Here is a 14,909-nt window from a genome sequence, read left to right as displayed (position 1 = left end):
ACACATTTCAGGACGGGACATTATAAGAAGCAAATAAGCCCATTGTCTTTGTTATACAAAGCATCATGGGCTTATTAGCTTCTGTGGCTTAAGCGATCATGCACTCGAGTAACTGGCTTTCTAGATCGTCATCTATTTCATGCGCGATCACTTCGATTCTGGTTTCGGCACACTCATCGAGCTCTGATTCCGTCAAACCATCCTCTGTTAAGTTGTAGCCGAAAATACCACTTTGAGTAATGAACACCGCTTTCATTCGTTCAGCTTTCAATCCAATTAAGAAGTTTCTCAAACGCTGGTGGTCAAACAGTTTATCTGCTGAGAATCGCCAACCTACGCTTTCAAAACCTTCACCTTGATTTGTCGCTTTGATCATGCCGCTTTCTGGCATGGGTAATTCTGAAGCGAGCGGTTTTTCTTGTTGGTGATGATGATGATGGTGATGGTGCGCTTGATGACCGAAGAAGCTAGTGTCTCCTTCGAACTCTTCAAAAGAAATTTTACCATGATGAGCGAAGACCAATTTGGTATTCGGGTGACAAATCTGGGTGACGTACTCAGCTAGCCTTTCTGCGTCGCCATCTTGGTACAAGTCGACTTTGTTACCAACCACGGTATCGGCAATGGTGATTTGCTGATTGAAGGTATCGTGGTCTGAGTAGCGTGAATCAGAAAGCTTACGCGCATCGACCAAGGTAACGTTCTTCTGCAGTGATAGCACTTTACGGTAGTGTTCAGAAGATAAAACTTGTAGCACTTCTTTCGGGTGACCAAGCCCTGTAGGTTCGATTAACAAGCGATCTGGTTTTGTTTCGGTAAGCAGTTGATTGAGCGCTATTTGCATCGGTAAACCTGCCGCGCAACACATGCAACCGCCCGGTACTTCACGAATGAACACTTGTTGTTTGGCCTGATTTCCTTGAATCAAGCTGCCATCAACGCCGATTTCTCCAAACTCATTCACTAACACTGCCCAACGTTCATTTGCTGGTTTGTTTTTCATCAGGTTGAGAATCGCAGAGGTTTTTCCTACTCCAAGGAACCCGGTAATAATGTTGGTTGGAACGCCTAATATAGGTGACTTATCAGAGCTCATTAGCAATTCTCCTATAGCCTTGAACTAGGGTGTGGTTTGCTGAAACCACAGACTCTGAAAATGCAGAGTATTCAGGTGGCACTTTTGAGATGCTATTTAAATCAAACCCTGAGCCAATATTGGTCATCGGTGGTACGTGGAAGTTCTCAGGTAAGTCGTGCCCATCTACCACACAGTTGTGGCGAATTACGCAATCTTTACCAATCACAGCATTGAATACCACTGAGTTGAAGCCAATAAAGACATCGTCACAAACTTCACAAGGCCCATGAATTATGGATCGGTGAGCGATAGAAGAGCGCTCTCCGATGGTAACAGCAGCCCCTGCTTTTGAATGTATGACGACACCATCTTGAATATTGGTATCGCGCTTAATCACAATCGCTTCCATGTCACCTTGTTCGTTGACCTCGTCGGCACGAATGACGGCATAGGGGCCAATAAACACATTATCTTCAATGATCACCTTTCCGCAGATGATAGCAGTCGGATCAATGAAGGCGGTTTCTGATACGTTCGGCATATGGCCACTAGGGTTTCTTCTTAACATATTGAGCTCTTTTGTTTTCTAATGCCGCTGGGTCTACCTTTACAAGTGGGCAGCGATTTATTTTGTTGTTTAGGTGGTGGTCTGTTCTTTAATCGAGGCTTTAGCGTTCAAAGGAAAGCCTCATTGCCGGCGTTGGCTGGATGCTTTGTCTTTCATTACCTTGAGTAGTTTGCTCTACAAATGCCTCAGAATGGCTATAAACTCTGTTTCCATTTACCCATGTGTGTTTTATCTGAGCGGAGAACTCATGCCCTGAAAATGGTGACCATTCACATTTGTATAAGATGTTTTCATCGCTGACTAAGGTTGATGTTTGCGAGTCGACTAAGACTAAATCGGCGTAGTAACCTTCACGGATAAAGCCTCGTTCGCGTATTGCATAACGCAGTGCTGGGTTGTGAGCCGTTTTCTCTACAACCTGATCGACTGTCAGTCGTCCTGACTTCACATGGTCAAACAGGGTCAACAAAGCATGTTGAACTAAAGGCAACCCCGCAGGTGCTTGCTCGTAGGGAACCTGTTTTTCTTCCCATGTATGAGGCGCGTGATCCGTCGCAATAATGTCTATTTTCCCTGAATTCAAAGCCGCTATCAGCGACTCACGATCATTTGGGTATTTGATGGCAGGGTTACATTTAATCTGGTTACCCAACGCTGCGTAATCTTGGTTGCTAAACCAAAGATGATGCACACAGGCTTCCGCAGTAATGCGTTTGTTTTGAATTGGACCCGCTTCGAACAGAGCGAGTTCTTTCTCCGTCGTGATGTGTAATACGTGAAGTTGACTATTGTGCTTTTTGGCCAGCTCTACTGCGTATGATGAAGAGGCGTAACATGCATTGGCGTCTCGCAGGGCCGGGTGGTCTTCAATTGTGAATTCGGCTTTCTCTATTCTCAGTTCTTCTTGATTTTGGGCAATGACCGGTCCGCTTTCACAGTGGGTAACAATAAGGACGGGAGAATCTCGGAAAATAGCGTCTAATGCTTGAGGATCTTCAACTAGCAGGTTACCTGTGGAAGCGCCCATAAACACTTTCACCCCACAGTGTTTCTTTGGATTAAGCTGTTTTATTTGTTCAAGGTTGTCTTCGGTCGCACCAAGATAAAAGGAGTAATTTGCGAGTGAGCTTTGTGCTGCGATGTGAAATTTTCGTTCTAACGCATCAATAGTTGTGGTCGCTGGGTTTACATTCGGCATCTCCATATAACTCGTAATACCGCCAGCAACAGCAGCTCGTGATTCTGTGGCTATTGAGCCTTTGTGGGTGAGGCCGGGTTCTCGAAAATGAACTTGATCGTCGATCATGCCAGGAAGGAGGTAGCAACCTTGAGCGTCAATAATCTCATCATCTGATTTTGGTTCGATATTGTTGGCGATTCTTTCTATTCGCTGGTTAACGATTAATAGATCCGACTCAGTAATGATGCCTTCATTAACCAAGCGTGCATTCTTGATGAGTGTTGCAGACATAGCGGTTCATTCTTCCTTTTTGATTAGTGCTAATGCTGGGAGAGTGTCTAAGAAAATAGCGTTACCATTGATGGATCTCAGCGCTTATGTATCGACGCATTCATCACATACGCAGCTAATCTCTAACTGGGGACTTATTACGGTAAAGCCTTCTTGTTTTGCGTGAGATTGAAGATCGCGAATGATGGAAGGGGCGATGGTTTGCTCGCTGATTTTGTCGCACTTAGAGCAAATCAAGAACTGCGGGATGCCGTGCTCATGATCGCAAAGGATATGGTCGCAAAGTATGTACTTATTTGAGACTTGCAGTTTGTGTGCTAAGTGCTGCTCTTCAAGAAATTCCAACACTCGATAAACCGACATCGCTTGAACGTGCTGATCAAAGTGTTCCTTACAATATTCAACGATTTCATACGCAGACAGCGCTCTGTCGGCATGAACCAATGCACGCAGTATCAACAGTCTTTTAGCGGTAAACTGTTTTCCGTTTGCTTTACAGCCTTGTTTTACGTGCTCGATGATCGCTTCGATGTCTCTCATTCAATCCACAAAATTAGTAATAATGTGGATATGTTATAACATAACAATCAATTGCGGGGAACGAACTTTTTGTTTTGTCATTGTGTAGGATTACTACTCAGTATGACCAATACATGTTCTGGGTTGGGTAGGCTGTGGGGATACTCGCCAAGTAATGATGTTCTGGTCCTGCTGCGAGTTTTTTTCTGGATAAAATTGGTACGTAGATGGAACATCGACCAATCATGTTTAAGACTAGCTGTGTTAGCTGGGCTGTTTATGCAGAAGTGAGCTTTATTGTATTGACCTCTCAACAAGTAACTCAGTGGGAAAGCGTAACTCAGTAAGGTTTTATTCAGGCTAATTCGAATTAAATGCTGAAATGATATAAATCTCATATTTAATAACGCTTATTTAGTAACCTCTGTTGAGTTCGATATCAAATCAAGTGGCTGATTTCATTGGGTATCGGAGAAAAGTCTCAAAAATTATCATTTAGACACCTAAAGTATTAAATCCTATTTTTAGTTGGATGGGTGGTATGTTGTTCTATTTGATGGTGGTTAAGTAGATGTTTTTTAGCCATATATGTGAGTTTGCAAGTGACTTATCGTTCTGATTTGAAAGAATAATTAAATAGTTGAGATAAAAAAGTTGGCGAAAATCAGAAGCTTGGCATACACTTTCCTTGTAAACGACCTTATCTCATTGATTGAATAGGGTAAATGCTTTGGCGCTACTGGCGATGGTAGCAATGTATAACATAGCTTTGAGGAAAGTTTTATGGCACTCACTAAAGCCGATTTGGCTGAGAACCTGTTTGAAACACTCGGATACAGCAAGCGGGATGCCAAGGAAACGGTTGAAGTGTTTTTCGAAGAAGTTCGTAAGGCACTTGAAAATGGCGAACAGGTAAAACTGTCTGGTTTTGGTAACTTTGATCTTCGTGAGAAAAACGAGCGACCTGGTCGTAACCCGAAAACTGGTGAAGACATTCCAATTTCTGCTCGACGTGTTGTTACTTTTAGACCGGGACAAAAACTAAAGGCCCGAGTCGAGAATATTAAAATCGAGAAGTAGCCAAGCAATAGACCACGCCTAGCGTGGTCTTTTTGTATCTATCCCAAGGAAAACACCCATTCAACTTCTAACGGCCTTAAGCTTCCAAATTCCAAGCCCAATCCTAGATTCACCATTCACCATTCACCATTCACCATCATTATGCCCATCTCTTAAGATTCGTTGATTTCACGGTTGGTTCTCTCAATCCCACTGCTTAAGACTGATGTATTTCTGCTTCTGTCATAACTTAATCTGCACCATATACTTTTAAAGTTCACCCAATTGTCTAGTTTGCTTCTTATGCTTGTACTAGGAGCTCAATGTAAACAGATACAAAAAAACACTAGACCGATCGGTTTGTTTTGTTTATTGTGTCAGCAATACAGAGTGAAAGGGTGACTGAAAATCAGCGCATTTCTGCACAGAGCCTTTCAAACAGGTAGTTCAAAGAGAGAATCGCATCTATGACACTAGCATTGGAAAGTTATCTATTCATTGGGTTTTCAATGGCGCTATTGAGTCTTTGGAAAACGTATTCAGGGCCAGCTCTGGCAGCGCTCATGTCATATTCATACCCTGAAATGCTATTATTTAATCTACTTCCCGCATTACTGGCAGCTTATGTTGGGTGGAAGGTCGCGCCAGTTTATTCGAGCATTTTTAATCGACATAAAACCGTTGCTTTTAAGCCCAAGCTGAGACGCTTTATGAAGCGATGGAATAAATACGGTCAACTCACGATGGCTGTTTTAGCCTCTGTTCTGGTGGGAATTCCAAGCTACACCTTTGTTTCGAAGCGGCTGAATCAAGGTTGGAGAAAGACGTTCGCTATGCTGACGTTGTCGATCTTAGGTTGGAGTGGTTTGGCTTATGGCTGTTTCTTGTTACTCGATGTTGAGCAGTACATTGCCATCGAAAGCATCATACCTAACGCAATGCTTGAAGAAATTAAATAGTACACAGTAAGTGTTAATCGACTAAATGGTGAAACTAATATGAACAAATCAATAATTATTGCTGGTGCGAGTGGCCTAGTCGGTAAAAAAACACTTGCTGCACTGCTTAAAAGTGATGAGGTAAATCGCGTTTATGCATTGTCTCGACATCGATTGGCTGTTGAAGGTTCTAAGTTGACTCAAGTGATTGACGAAGCGCTGTCAGTCTCTCCAGACATCACAATGGAGAGACCGCCTGAGATTGGCATCATTGCTTTGGGTAGCACGATTAAGAAAGCTGGCACGAAAGAAAAACTGCGCGAAATTGATGTCAATTTAGTCACAGCGACCGCTGAAAAAATGCAGCAGCTTGGCGTAGGTCACATCATTGTTGTGTCATGCCTTGGAGCGGATATTAACGCTCGTTCCCATTACCTTCGTTGCAAAGGTGAAATGGAAGCAAAGGTCGAATCTCTGGGTTTTGAACAAACGACTTTTTTACATCCCGGGCCTTTAGCGGGCGACCGTGATGAGAAAAGAACGGATGAAAAATTTCTGCAAGGTTTATTGAAAATTGTTAAGCCGCTAATGATCGGCAATCTAAGTAAATATGTCCCGATTGAGTCGTCTGTTATTGCTCAAAGCATTTTGACGATATCGATGATGCCTCATTCCAATCAGGTTGAAAGATTGAACTCGGTTGCGATGAATCAGCTCATTTCTTAGCGTGAATCTGCGTTCACTCTACTGATACTGATACTGATACTGATACTGTATAGGTATAGCTTTGTTGGGCATGTGATTAAAAATTAAGAGGTTATCAATGAAAAATCGTTCTTTAATGATGTTGTTGGCGTTACCTTTGATGGGATGTGAGTCAACAGTCGATCCCATTGCTTATGTCTCTGACCTACAAGCCGTCGATCAGAATGCTTTGACCGTCGAAGCTAATGCGCAAGGGCAAAGTTTGGATCATGTGTTGACTATCGACCATTCTCGTTTAGCGGAACAAGCAGGAGAGTATTTGGCTCCAAGTCGTGTGGATTTCTACACCAATGACGCTCTTAATACCGCATTATTAAAACTCAACCCGGAAGTAGGACTCGATCTGCCTTTTCGAGTTTTAAACTACATGGAAGGCGGGATTCAAAAAACGGTCTACACAGACGCAGAGTTTATTCGAAAAAGACATGGGATCACAGATGACGCCACGCTTACACAATACCAATTGCAGATTGAACAGCTTGTTCGTGGGCTAGACAACGCTTCTGCGGTTAATAGTGACACCTTAGAGCAAGGGTATGGCATTGAAGCGCTTGAATCTGATTATGACTTTGAGACGACGTTAAAGAACATTGAGCGAGATGTTCTTGAACAAGATGACACGGTTTGGTTTATGAACTGGGACTACAAGGCTCGGGCCGAATCGATTGGAGAATCGCTTCCTAAAGCAACTTTGTTGGTGTTTGGAGGGCCAGCGCCTGGCGCGACCGCAATGACTGATTTTCCTAGTATTGGTTTAGATGCTTTTGGTCAAAAGGTTCTTGTTATCGAGCAAGAGGGCAAGGTGATTGTGCTCTATAACGACATTGTCGATATGTCGGAACTGCATTACGGCGATAACGCAATATCTCACAAGATCATTAACTTTCGATTAAGCAAAACCCTTGGCGGAGCAGTATCGAAGTAGGGGCTGTTTTTACTAGAAGCGCTATGTGTTTGCTAAGCGGTTCCAGTAAGTCTGTATATCTATATCTATATCTATAGTTTACCAATTACCATCGCATGAGCTCTGTTTACGCCCGTCAAGCAGAGCTCTTTTGTTCTAGTGACTCTCCACAGTCGATCAATACCTACCATTTCAGCTCAGTCATACAACTTTGTTCCCAGCACCTTATCTTGTCTCCATACATCGACGCCCGTCTTCATTTATTACCCGTACATTTAAAATGGACAGCTAGTCAGTATGTATTCAACGCACCTTATTTGTTTTTGAAATCCGTTCAGTGAAATTGAACAGAGGTTAAATCTAATTGAATTCAAATCACTCGAGTGATTTGCTGTAATACGCTCAATAAAAAGCTAGTTAACCTATTTTGTTGATCCTAAATCTAAGGAGAAGCTTTGCGCAAGTCCGCTTTAGCTTTGATATTACTCTTTGTACCGACTATCGCGTCGGCAGCGGAGTACCAGCAACTTGCCAATATGTGCATTGCTTGCCATGGCAGTAACAACGACACCTCGTTTCCCTCTATCCCCAACCTTAAATGGCAAAATCAAGTCTATCTCACTGAGCAACTGACTGACTTTAAAAGTGGCAAGCGTGAGGACAAAACGATGTCCAAAGTCGCGCAACTATTGTCAGAAGAAGACATCAAGAAGTTAGCCAATTACTTTTACCAACTGAATAACACAGGGTCACCGCAATGAGTTTAGATAGAAGACAGTTCCTTAAAGCCGCGCTTTCAGCAACCGCAGTATCGGCATTGCCAGTGTCGTGGGTATTTGCCGCGAATCGCCCTGAAGGTTTAGCAGCACTGGATATCAACGCATTAACGTGGGCAAAAGCTGAAGATTTGCCGGATTACTACACTGTTTTAAATACCAACCCTTTGAATGCGTATCCGCCAGAAAGTATGCTTGCGCCCGCTGTGACTCCTGCTGATGTTCCCTTTGTCCGTTGGAACGGCTTGATGCCAGATTTTACGGAGATGGATCCTGACTCCTGGGCATTCGAAGTGAAAGGTGAATCGGTAAAACAAAGCAAAACCTATACGATCGCAGAGTTGAAGTCGAAGTTTAAGCATCATACTCAAAGCTTGGTTTTAGAGTGTGGTGGCAACAGCCGTAACAACTTTTATCCAAGCACCAAAGGCAACCAATGGAACAACGCGGGTGTTTATTGCTCACAGTGGACGGGTGTGTTGCTGAGCGATGTGCTTAAAGATTGCGGCATTAAAGATGATGCGGTTTACGTTGGTAACCATGGCTTTGATAAGCACTTGAGTGGTAAAGGTGAGGCGATTTCACGTGGTGTTCCTATTGCAGCGGCGATGAACGATAACGCCTTGATTGCATGGGAAATGAATGGCGAGCCAATTCCTTATCTCCATGGTTATCCGCTACGAACGGTATTTGGCGGCCGACCGGCTTCTGTTTCTCAGAAATGCACGACCGGCATCAGTATTCGAAATAAGATCCATGATGGACACAAGATGGCAGCTCCTGCCTATCAAGTGCCTAAGAACCCAATCGCACCGGGTGAGAAAGTGGATAACAAAGATTTCCGAATCATTGAAGAGATGATTGTGAAGTCGCTGATTACTTCTCCAAAAAGCGGAACAGAGTTTGCGCTTGGTAAGAAGGTCAAAGTCAGTGGTCATGCTTGGGCTGGCTTGAGAACCGTTGAGAAGCTGCAAGTGAGCTACGACTACGGTACTACTTGGCACGATGCGAAACTGAATAAGCCAGTAAACAAAGGCGCGTGGCAACAATGGGAAGCCGAATTAGAACTTCCTATGACAGGTTATTACGAGATTTGGGCAAAGGCGACCGACAGTGAAGGGGATAGCCAGCCGGTGGTGCAACCACAATGGAACCCTAAAGGGTATCTGTTTAATGGTTGTCACCGTATTGCGGTAAGAGTGTCGTGATGCCGTCTATTTCTAATGGCCGTTCTAAACTCATCAATTCAATTAGTGGCGGCTCCATTCACGCCGACTTAATTCCTGTTAACAAGCGTAGTTACCGTAAAAGCATAATGAGAGCGGCATTGGTGTGTAGCTTGTTAACGTCGATGCTTGTTCATGCTGATGTTCCAGACAATCCGAAAGAGTACTACGGCGTAGATAAAGCATCGGGTTTGATTATGGCTCCCGGTTGGGAAACAGTGAAGGGGCAATGTAATGCTTGCCATACCAGCTTAATCGTTGCTCAGAACAGCGGTAACAGAGAGCAGTGGCGTGAAACCATTCAATGGATGGTCGACACTCAAGGGCTGTGGGATCTGTCGGATACTTGGGACCCAGTATTGGATTACCTCAGTACCTACTATCAAGACAAAGGCATCGATATGAACAAGTATCGTCGAAAGCCTATTGATAGCGCCTTGATGCCACCTATGTCGGGAGATAACCAATGAGCGTCAATCGATTAAAACGGGTCTCTCTTGCGAGTGGAATTGTTGCGAATAGAGCTGTTGCAAATACAGTTATTGCGATAGCCGCTGCAGCAGTAGTTTTGTCGTTATCGGCGTGTACTGATGAACAGCCGAGCACTGAAGATAAAGTTGCCTCGCGAGTCGAATCATTGGGCATGGAGTCGGAACCAGCGCCAAAACTTAAAGCGGAAGCTAAAACCGAGGTTGAAACTCTTGTCGATAGCAAGGTCATCACTAAGGGGTACATACCTAGTTTAGTTTCAGGTGAAAAGTTGGTTCAGAATCTCTGTAGCCAGTGTCATGGTGACAAGATCATCCCCTTCGTACAATCTTATCCAAACATCAAAGGCCAGAAAGCTAGGTATATTCTTAAGCAGCTGCGTGATTTTAAAAGTGATGAGCGCCAAGATTTATACATGCAGTCGGTGGTGAAACATCTTTCGGATGAAGATTTACAAGATGCGGCGGCGTTTTATAGCACGTTGAAGCCATTGGATTTATACAACCGCACGAAAGAGTACTATCACCAGTAGGTGACGTTTTTTGGTATTGGTTAATGTGGTCTGTGCGAAGTTTGATACACAAAACAATAGATAAAAGAAAGGGTTGCGATTATGCAGCCCTTTGTCGTTCTTGTTTATGATAAGCGCTTAGCGAGTGGTTAAGCCGCTTTAATGTGCGTGGTAATGTATGGTTGCCACGCTTGTTGATAAAGCTCTAAAGATTGGCGTCTTAGGCTATTAATTTGTGCCGCTTCAATGTCATTGATTGGGCGTTGTTCTGCAATTGCGTGACGCTCAATACCTTGGATGATTTCGTAGAGCTCGTGCTCAGGGCCACTTTTCACATCAGCAATCGCTTTTAAGTGAAGTTGAACCTCTGCAATGATGTTGGTTTTAGGTAAACGAACCAACAAGTTAAGGTCGCGGTAGCCAGAGTCAGCGGGTGATTTAAACTTATTTTTCAGCTTAACAACGTCAGCTTCACGGCTTAGTGCTTCGTAGACTTCAACCAAGCTCTCTACATCGTTCGCGATGATAGTTGCACGAGCTAAGTCGGTAATTTTTGTCACATCACCATCAAGTTCAAGGGCGATTTTTTCTTCTGCACGAGCTTGAGATTTAACGCCAGCAAATAGCGCTTCAGAATTGGTGAGTAGGGCAGTACTTTTACAGATAGTTTCTAGTTCAGCTTGGCCTTGATGTGCTTTGCTGTACAGAATATCGAAGTCGGTGTAAGGCTGAGTCGGGCGCGAGTCGAAGGCTTTGATGCCGTAAAGGCCGCTCAAACTATGACGGAATACGTTTGATGAAACTTGGTTTTGCGCAGGGGTGCGCGTTTGATCAGTCGAACTTGTTGAAACAGGTGCTGCTGCGAATGCAGGCGCTCGGCTCAATACCAAAAGCATTAGGGCCGTCGTGCGGAGAAATACACTCATTCAAACTCCAAAATACAAGGTTACAAAAACGGGTAGTCAAAAGGGGTAACCAGTAACGCATAAGAGTAAAAAAGCTTAACTAAACTCACTACATATTAAATGGGGCTAGCTAAGACAGAAACCAACTCTAACGTTTAATATTGCTTTAAAATGTGAACATATAGACAAATAATTCAAGCGTTTGTTCCCCGGTTTTAAGAATTTTGAACTCAGCCAGTGTTTAACTTTTAGCGAGAGCACGATGAACTTTAAACCAAGGTAAGGTTGCTCTTACCTTTCTATACTGTACCCTTGCATTATGACTGTTTAACATGAACGAAAGATGAATAATCCTGAATTTTGGCACAATAAATGGGCAGCCAACCAAATTGGCTTCCACCTTGAAGATGTGAACCCACTTCTGATTGAATTTTGGAAAAAGACGGAACCTAGCTACGAGAAGAGTGTGTTTGTTCCGCTGTGTGGTAAGAGTGAAGATCTGATCTGGTTGGCGACAAAGCATAGTGATGTGCAAGGTGTCGAACTTAGCCAGATTGCGGTTCGCGCATTTTTCTCTGAGCATTTATATACACCAACGGTCACCCAGATTAACGGCCAACACGAGTTGTACCAGTTTGATGAGCTGAACGTTTACACAGGTGATTACTTCTCAGCGCCGATTCAACCTGTCGACATCATCTATGATCGTGCCTCTTTGGTTGCTTTGCCTGCTGAGATGCGTGTGCAATATATAGAACGCCTAAAGCAACTGTTAAAGCCAGGCGGTAAGATTTTACTTGTGACGTTAGATTACGATCAAAGCGAGATGGCGGGGCCTCCGTTTAGCGTACCTAAACTAGAGATCGATAAGTTGTTCGCGGGCTACAAGATCACATTGTTGAATCAAGATATTGCGGACGATGAACATCCGAAGATTACCAAGAAAGGCTTGTCTCGATTCAGTGAAGAAGTGTATTTGATTGAGTCAGAAGCTTAAGCTCAGTTAGCTTTCAAGCGAAAAGACTGCTGCAATATGAAGATGATACCAACACAAAGACGGGCTCAATAGCCCGTCTTTTTATTGTTCAGATTTGAAGTCGTGATTGTTCAGAATCGAATCGCTGGTTAGTAAATCACTTTTACTTTAGATGCGCTCTCAATTGCATCTTCAATCGCTGTCTCTGTGCTGTTGCGACGAGTCAACGCCACACCTAGACGGCGGCGACCATCGATATCAGGTTTACCAAACAGGCGAACTTGCGTTTGTGGTGCGTCTAGTGCTTCTGCAAGGCCATCAAAGCAGATGTTGGTTGAAGTGCCTTGACCCAAGATAACCGCAGATGCACACGGACCGTACTGCGTGATGGATTTAATCGGCATACCGGTAAACGCGCGTACGTGCAGTGCGAATTCAGATGAATCTTGAGACATCAAAGTCACTAAGCCAGTATCGTGTGGGCGAGGAGATACTTCGTTGAAGATTACATTATCGCCTTTAATAAATAACTCTACACCGAAGATTCCGTGACCACCTAGTGCATTAACTACTTGTTCAGCCGTGTATTGCGCCGCTTTAAGTGCGTTGTCTGACATCACTTGTGGCTGCCATGATTCACGGTAATCACCATCTTCTTGGCGGTGACCGATAGGTGCACAGAAGTGAACGCCATCAACAGCGCGAACGGTTAATAGAGTGATCTCGTAATCGAAATCAATAAAGCCTTCAACAATCACGCGACCAGCGCCAGTACGACCGCCTTCTTGTGCGTAGTCCCAAGACTTCTGAATGTCTTCTTCTGTTTTGATAACGCTTTGACCTTTACCTGAAGAGCTCATTACTGGCTTAACAACGCAAGGCATGCCCACGAATTCAACAGCGGCTGAGAAATCTTCAAAGGTGTCAGCAAAGCGGTATGGAGAAGTGTTCAGTTTTAGCTCTTCTGCGGCTAAGCGACGGATACCTTCACGGTTCATTGTCAGTTTCGTCGCGTTTGCTGTTGGTACGACATTTAAGCCTTGTGCTTCTAGCTCTACCAGTTTGCTGGTGGCAATAGCTTCAATTTCAGGAACGACATAATCTGGTTTTTCAAGTTCAATGACAGCTTGCAGTGCATCTCCGTCTAACATGTCTAATATGTGGCTACGATGCGCAATTTGCATCGCTGGTGCATCTGCATAACGGTCACATGCAATAACTTCCAAGCCTAAACGTTGGCACTCAATAGCAACTTCTTTACCCAGTTCACCTGAACCTAATAGAAGTACACGAGTAGCATTTTCACGAGTAGCAGTACCAAACATAGAAATTCCTTCCGATCTTTTGAACGATTGATTTAAAACGGGGTGATCATACTTATTTTGATGGCAAAAGCAAACGTTTGCGTGGGTTGTTGCGTAAATTACAGGCATAAAAAAAGCAGCCCTGAAAGATAGGGCTGCTTATTTGAAAATTTGTTAATTAGATGTGCTTAGATTGCTAAGTAAGTCACTGGGATGTCAGGGTTAATTGCTTCTAACGTAGATTGCGTATCCGCCAGGTGACTGATGCTACCTTCGGCGATTTCAACCAAAGCAGCACTTTCAATTTGTTCAAAATCAAAGCCGGCAAGTTTAAGTTGAATCAACGCCACTTGTAGAGGGGGTAGGCTCGGGTTAAACGCTGCGTTTTCAGCGTAAGCTCCAGTGAAAATCTCACCCGACGTCAGTTGTAGTGAAACACCACTTAGGTTTTTGGTGTAAGGCGCATGGCTGCGGTTTAGTGCTGCTAGCGCTTCTACAACAATAGGTGTTGTTTCTTCAGTCGTGTACTTATGATCAAGCTTAGTCATTAGGCCAGTCGTCACACCTAAATCAGCAGGACCGAAAGAGTCTGGCAGGTATTCTTGCAGTGACATCTCATCACGTTGCGGCAGCTGAACTTTAAGCTCTTTCGCTGTGGTCAGTTCATTCATAAACTGACGACAGTGACCACAAGGACTGAAGTTGATAGTGATATCTGAGATGCCTTGTTCGCCTTTCATCCAAGCGTGGCTGATTGCAGATTGCTCAGCGTGTACTGTTTGGCCAAGTTGAGCACCAGCGATTTCAAGGTTTGCACCAAAATACAGAGTACCAGACAAGCCACGCACGATTGCACCAACATAAAAGTCAGATAACGGAGCGTAAGAATAGGCTGCAGCAAAAGGAAGTAACGCAATACGTAGCTCGTCATCCTCTAAACCGCTTGTTTGCAGTAGGCTTGCAAATTGTTCTGGAGACAATGTCGCGTCAAAGTTGTCTGCTAATACGATGTCACTCAAAAGTGCTTTGGTTGCTGTTGGAGCACTTTCCAGCGCCAGGGTAATACGACTGTTCATGTTGAATCCTTAATTGACCTTAGGCTTTAATTCTATGCAATGCTCAGGAATTTTCTGTGATATTGGTCACTGCTGTGTTGATGTTGTTACATTGGTTTGCATAATTAGAGTGAGGTCACAGATGAAATCGATTGCAAGAGCAAAAACTTCAATTGATATCCCACTTATTGGCTTAAACAGAGCACGATTTGATTGCTATTGCTGAATAAATGCGAGAAAAAAGCCCAAACAATGGGTGTCCAACTATTGAGGGGCAATTCAATAGTCAGAGTTTTGTTTGGGCTTCTTGGATGCTTACAACGCTTTAAATCGCGAGTTGGTCTATTCGAGTGTGTCAACTAAGT

General features: G+C 43.8%; 16 protein-coding genes. 9 read left to right on the top strand and 7 right to left on the bottom strand.

All coding sequences use genetic code 11. The features are described 5' to 3' along the window. Window positions 1–88 precede the first annotated feature (88 nt). From BCU75_RS18735 to BCU75_RS18720, 4 genes are all read right to left on the bottom strand, one after another. On the bottom strand, window positions 89–1,096 hold the full coding sequence (locus tag BCU75_RS18735) for a CobW family GTP-binding protein (RefSeq protein ID WP_102474720.1): 1,008 nt from the start codon (window positions 1,094–1,096) through the stop codon (window positions 89–91). Further along, complete coding sequence (locus tag BCU75_RS18730; protein ID WP_076679255.1) at window positions 1,086–1,646, bottom strand: carbonate dehydratase; 561 nt, start codon at window positions 1,644–1,646, stop codon at window positions 1,086–1,088. The genes BCU75_RS18735 and BCU75_RS18730 overlap by 11 nt, the downstream gene beginning before the upstream one ends. A gap of 100 nt (window positions 1,647–1,746) precedes the next feature. Continuing rightward, window positions 1,747–3,117, bottom strand: coding sequence for a dihydroorotase (locus tag BCU75_RS18725; protein WP_102474719.1), 1,371 nt, complete (start codon window positions 3,115–3,117; stop codon window positions 1,747–1,749). 84 nt (window positions 3,118–3,201) lie between these two features. After that, the gene (locus tag BCU75_RS18720) at window positions 3,202–3,657 is read right to left on the bottom strand and encodes a Fur family transcriptional regulator (protein WP_076679253.1); all 456 of its coding nucleotides are present in this window, start codon (window positions 3,655–3,657) and stop codon (window positions 3,202–3,204) included. A 762-nt stretch (window positions 3,658–4,419) separates the two neighbouring features. Between BCU75_RS18720 and ihfA the strand changes: the two genes are divergently transcribed. From ihfA to BCU75_RS18680, 8 genes are all read left to right on the top strand, one after another. Beyond that, window positions 4,420–4,716, top strand: coding sequence for an integration host factor subunit alpha (gene ihfA, locus BCU75_RS18715; RefSeq protein ID WP_004734853.1), 297 nt, complete (start codon window positions 4,420–4,422; stop codon window positions 4,714–4,716). 446 nt (window positions 4,717–5,162) lie between these two features. Continuing rightward, window positions 5,163–5,654 (top strand): hypothetical protein, encoded by a 492-nt coding sequence (locus BCU75_RS18710; RefSeq protein WP_102474718.1) that lies wholly within the window; start codon window positions 5,163–5,165, stop codon window positions 5,652–5,654. A gap of 39 nt (window positions 5,655–5,693) precedes the next feature. Continuing rightward, window positions 5,694–6,359 (top strand): NAD(P)H-binding protein, encoded by a 666-nt coding sequence (locus BCU75_RS18705; protein ID WP_102474717.1) that lies wholly within the window; start codon window positions 5,694–5,696, stop codon window positions 6,357–6,359. A 97-nt stretch (window positions 6,360–6,456) separates the two neighbouring features. Then, window positions 6,457–7,323 (top strand): DUF302 domain-containing protein, encoded by an 867-nt coding sequence (locus BCU75_RS18700; protein WP_076679250.1) that lies wholly within the window; start codon window positions 6,457–6,459, stop codon window positions 7,321–7,323. A 434-nt stretch (window positions 7,324–7,757) separates the two neighbouring features. Further along, window positions 7,758–8,063 carry a c-type cytochrome gene (locus tag BCU75_RS18695; protein ID WP_102466740.1) on the top strand — a complete coding sequence of 102 codons (306 nt, stop codon included), beginning with the start codon at window positions 7,758–7,760 and terminating at the stop codon, window positions 8,061–8,063. After that, window positions 8,060–9,286: a molybdopterin-dependent oxidoreductase gene (locus BCU75_RS18690; protein WP_102474716.1), complete on the top strand. Its 1,227-nt coding sequence runs from the start codon at window positions 8,060–8,062 to the stop codon at window positions 9,284–9,286. The genes BCU75_RS18695 and BCU75_RS18690 overlap by 4 nt, the downstream gene beginning before the upstream one ends. Next, window positions 9,286–9,774 (top strand): cytochrome C, encoded by a 489-nt coding sequence (locus tag BCU75_RS18685; protein WP_102474715.1) that lies wholly within the window; start codon window positions 9,286–9,288, stop codon window positions 9,772–9,774. Before BCU75_RS18690 ends, BCU75_RS18685 begins: the two co-directional genes overlap by 1 nt. Further along, window positions 9,771–10,325: a c-type cytochrome gene (locus tag BCU75_RS18680; RefSeq protein WP_102474714.1), complete on the top strand. Its 555-nt coding sequence runs from the start codon at window positions 9,771–9,773 to the stop codon at window positions 10,323–10,325. Before BCU75_RS18685 ends, BCU75_RS18680 begins: the two co-directional genes overlap by 4 nt. 128 nt (window positions 10,326–10,453) lie before the next feature. On the opposite strand, the gene BCU75_RS18675 is transcribed toward BCU75_RS18680, so the two are convergent. Then, a complete protein-coding gene (locus BCU75_RS18675) occupies window positions 10,454–11,230 on the bottom strand; it encodes a RelA/SpoT domain-containing protein (protein ID WP_017077978.1) in 777 nt (258 codons plus the stop codon). A gap of 322 nt (window positions 11,231–11,552) precedes the next feature. Here BCU75_RS18675 and BCU75_RS18670 point away from each other — a divergent pair, with 322 nt between their 5' ends. Continuing rightward, window positions 11,553–12,206 (top strand): thiopurine S-methyltransferase, encoded by a 654-nt coding sequence (locus tag BCU75_RS18670; protein WP_102474713.1) that lies wholly within the window; start codon window positions 11,553–11,555, stop codon window positions 12,204–12,206. Window positions 12,207–12,334: 128 nt separating this feature from the next. Here the strand turns inward: BCU75_RS18670 and purT are convergent, their stop codons facing one another. Both purT and cdd read right to left on the bottom strand, forming a co-directional pair. Beyond that, window positions 12,335–13,510: a formate-dependent phosphoribosylglycinamide formyltransferase gene (gene purT, locus BCU75_RS18665; RefSeq protein ID WP_102474712.1), complete on the bottom strand. Its 1,176-nt coding sequence runs from the start codon at window positions 13,508–13,510 to the stop codon at window positions 12,335–12,337. 167 nt (window positions 13,511–13,677) lie between these two features. Further along, window positions 13,678–14,565, bottom strand: coding sequence for a cytidine deaminase (gene cdd / locus BCU75_RS18660; protein WP_102474711.1), 888 nt, complete (start codon window positions 14,563–14,565; stop codon window positions 13,678–13,680). Between the last annotated feature and the right edge of the window lie 344 nt (window positions 14,566–14,909).

The sequence above is a fragment of the Vibrio splendidus genome, from assembly GCF_002873455.1.
Lineage (GTDB): Bacteria > Pseudomonadota > Gammaproteobacteria > Enterobacterales > Vibrionaceae > Vibrio > Vibrio splendidus_J.
The sequence above is the reverse complement of the archived record's forward strand: the minus strand, read 5'-3'. Positions and strand labels throughout refer to the sequence as shown.